At 74.3% G+C, this 3,627-nt stretch carries 1 protein-coding gene and 1 pseudogene; one reads left to right on the top strand and one right to left on the bottom strand.

Features of this window, described 5'->3' with window-relative positions; translation table 11 throughout:
- Positions 1-3,224: BTAD domain-containing putative transcriptional regulator (locus U9R90_RS34400; RefSeq protein ID WP_411061268.1), on the bottom strand; the 3,224-nt coding region annotated here is incomplete at its 3' end.
- Between the two features lie 144 nt (positions 3,225-3,368).
- Between U9R90_RS34400 and U9R90_RS34395 the strand changes: the two are divergent.
- Positions 3,369-3,627, top strand: a pseudogene (locus tag U9R90_RS34395) (MFS transporter); the annotation flags it as partial.

Here is a 3,627-nt window from a genome sequence, read left to right as displayed (position 1 = left end):
GCCGCCGCCCCCAGCAACCGCGCCGCGTCCGCGTGCTCACCCGCCAGCGCCCGCGCCCCGGCGAGCCCCTCCAGCGCGAGGGCGACCGCCCGCGGGTCACCGGTGTCCCGCGCGGCGGCCAGACCTCGCCGGTGCAGGGACAGCGCGGACTCCGCGTCGCCCCGCAGCTCCGCGACGAAGCCGAGCTCGGCGAGGATCAGCGCGCTGCCGTTCGTCGCGGTGAAGCGATGGTTCCACTCCAGCCAGGTACGCAGATACCGCTCCGCCACGTCCAGCCGCCCCCGCCGCCGCGCCCCCAGCGCGAGCCCCACCTCGGCGAACTCCTCGGCCGGGCGGTCGCTGTGCTCCACGGCCAGCCGTCGGGCCCGCTCGTGGTAGGAGTCGGCCCGCTCGTGGTCGCCGGTCAGCAGCGCGATCCGGCCGAGTTCGGACCACCGCAGCGACGCCTCGGTCCACAGCCCGAGGTCCTCGGCGACACACAGGCCTTCCCGGCGCCACTCGGCCGCACGGGGGTAGTCCCCGGAGATCTCCGCCAGCGTGCCGAGCACCGCCATCGCCCGCAGCTGCCCCCACCGGTCACCGGCCTCGCCGAAGAGCGCCAGACTGTCCTCGGCGGCCCGCCGCGACGCGGTCAGCTCACCGCGTGTGTACAACTGCTCGGCCCGATTGCTGAGCGCCGCGGCGACGCCCCAGCTGTCCCCCAGCTCACGGAACGTGGCCAGCGCCCGCTCGGACAGCTCCTCGCCGACCGCCAGGTCCCCGAACTTGGTGACCGCGAGACCGAGGAACCACCCGGTCCAGGCCCGGTCGCACGGGTCGCGGACGGCCTCGTACAGCGCGAGCGCCGCCTGACTCCCGCCGTCGGAGTCGGGCCGATCCCCGGACGCCATGCCCAGCGCGGCCCGCCAGGCCGCGATCCCGGCGGGGTCCGGAACACGCGGGTCGCGACCGGCACCGCCCCCGGCACGGCTCGCCTCACTGCTCCCCGCACCGCTTTCCGCGCCGTCCCCCAGCGCCAGCGCGAACGACCGCTTCGCCTCCGTGAGGCGGCCGCTGAGGTACCAGTACCAGGCCAGTGCGTGAACCAGGCGCCTGGCCAGCGGGAGGTCGTCGTCGGCTGCGGCCGTGTCCAGCGCGCCCCGGAGGTTGGCCGTCTCGGTGTCGAGCCGCCGCAGCCAGCGCTGCTGATCACCGCCGCGCAGCTGGGAGTCGGCGTGCTCGGCGAGGGTGGCGTAGTACCGGGCGTGGGCGCGGCGTACGCGATCGTGGTCCGCGCCCGTGTCGCGTAGGCGTTCGGTGCAGTACGCCGCCACCGACTCCAGGAGGCGGTACCGGGGGCCGTCGGCGCCGTGGGTGGCCAGTACGAGGGAGCGGTCCACGAGCCGGGCCAGCAGGTCGACGACCTGGTCGGGGCGTACGCCGTCCCCGGAGCAGACCGTCTCGGCGGCCTCCAGCGTGCAGCCGTCGGAGTGGATCGCCAGGCGGCGCAGCACGATCTGCTCGGCCGCGGTCAGCAGTTCCCAGCTCCAGTCGATCATCGCCCGCAGGGTCTGCTGGCGCGCCGGGGCGCCGCGGTGGCCGCCGGTCAGAAGCCGGAACCGGTCGTCCAGACGCTCGGCCAGCTCCGGTACGCCCAGGACCCGGACCCGGCTGGACGCCAGTTCCAGGGCGAGCGGGATCCCGTCCAGACGGCGGCAGATCGCCGCCACCGCTTGGGCGTTGTCGTCGGTGAGGGCGAAGCCGGGCGACGCCGCCGTGGCCCTGGCCGCGAACAGCTGGACCGCGCCGGACCGCCGCACCGAGTCCGGCGCGGCCGTCGGCTCGGGCAGATCGAGCGGCGGGACCGACCACACCTGCTCGCCGGAGATGTCCAGCGGCTCCTGGCTGGTGGCCAGAATCCGCACCCCGGGCACAGCGCTCAGCAGCTCCTGGGCCAGTCGCGCCGCGGGCTCGACGACATGCTCGCAGTTGTCGAGTACGAGCAGCAGCCGCTTCCCGCGCAGGGCGTCGGCCAGCCGGTCGAGCAGCGTGAGCGGCCGCCCGTCCGGCAGCTGTCCCGGTCGCGTGTCGTCCCGGATGCCCAGCGTGGCGGCCACCACCTCCGCCAGGGCGTCCACCGAAGACGCGGACGCGGCAGGGCGGGGCCGGCCGGCCAGCTCCACCAGCCACGCGCCGTCGGGGAAGGACTCGGCCGCCCGCGTGGCGCACTCCACCGCGAGCCGCGTCTTGCCGACCCCGCCGGGGCCGGTCAGCGTCACCAGGCGTGCGGCGGACAGTAGTTCGCGTACCTCGGCCACCGACCGCGACCGTCCGATCAGATCGGTGACCGGCGTGGGCAGGTTCGTACGAGGGCGGGGAGCGGCCGGTTCCGGTGCCGGTGCCGTCGCGGCCGTCAGCGTCGACGAGTTGAGCGTCGAGTCCGTGAGCGTCGAGTCCGTGAGGGGCGAGTCCGTGAGGGGCGAGGCCTTGAGGTTCGAGGCCTTCAGTGTCGGGTCCTGCCGGAGGATCTTCTGCTGCAGCGCCACCAGTTCGGGCCCCGGCTCAAGCCCCAACTCCTCGTCGAGGCGGCGGCGCAGCACCTGGTAGCTGTCCAGCGCCTCGCTCGCGCGCCCCGCACCGTACAGCGCACGCATCTGCGCCGCCCGCAGCCGCTCCCGCAGCGGATGGCGCTCCACCAGATCCCCCAGCTCACCCGCGAGCAGACTGTGCTCGCCCAACTCGATGCGGGCCTCGGCCTGTTCCTCAAGCGCCAGCAGCCGCTGCTCCTCAAGGCGGGTGATCGCCGCGCGGCTGAACGGCTCGTCGGCGAAGTCGGCGAAGGCGGGCCCCCGCCACAGCCCGAGTGCCTCGGTCAGCAGCGCGGCCCGGTCCCGTGGCGTCCCCGCGCCGCGCGCCTGAGCGGTGAGCGCGGCGAACCGCCCCGCGTCCACCGCGTCATCCGCCACCCGCAGCAGATACCCCGGCGGCCGGTGCACCACCAACTCCCGCCCTCCGGCCTGCGCCAGTGCCTTCCGCAGCCGCGACACCCGGGTCTGCAACGCACCGGTGGGGTTCGCCGGGGGCTCGGCGCCCCACACGTCCTGGACCAGCCGGTCGGCGGAGACCACTCGACCCGGGTCCACCAGCAGACCGGCCAGTACGGCGCGGACCTTCACCTCCGCCACCACCACCGGCGTACCGTCCGCCGCCCAGACGGCCAATGGCCCCAACACCCCGAAACGCATGGGGCCCACGGTAACCGCCGACGGCAGCCGGCGCCGTCAGCCGACCGGCAGCACACCGACAGGGCACCGACAGGAGACCTCAAGAGGAGAGCGCCAGAGTCGCCACCGACACCCTGACCAACTCACCCAGGAGGCAGAGCAGAGATGAGCTCCCCAAGTACTGTTCCCGGAGTTGAGCCCGGAGTGGATCCGGGACCCACGCGAGCCGGACGGCGGGAGTGGACAGGACTCGCGATGCTGGCCCTGCCCAGCATCCTGCTCTCGCTCGATGTGACGCTGCTCTACCTCGCGGTGCCGCAACTCGGCGCGGCGCTGGCGCCGAGCAGTACCCAAATGCTGTGGATCATGGACATCTACGCCTTCATGATCGCCGGGTTCCTGGTGACCATGGGCACCCTGGGCG

Source organism: Streptomyces sp. E11-3, assembly GCF_046540415.1.
GTDB lineage: Bacteria > Actinomycetota > Actinomycetes > Streptomycetales > Streptomycetaceae > Streptomyces.
Note: the sequence above shows the minus strand (reverse complement) of the source record. Positions and strands in the feature narration are given on the sequence as shown.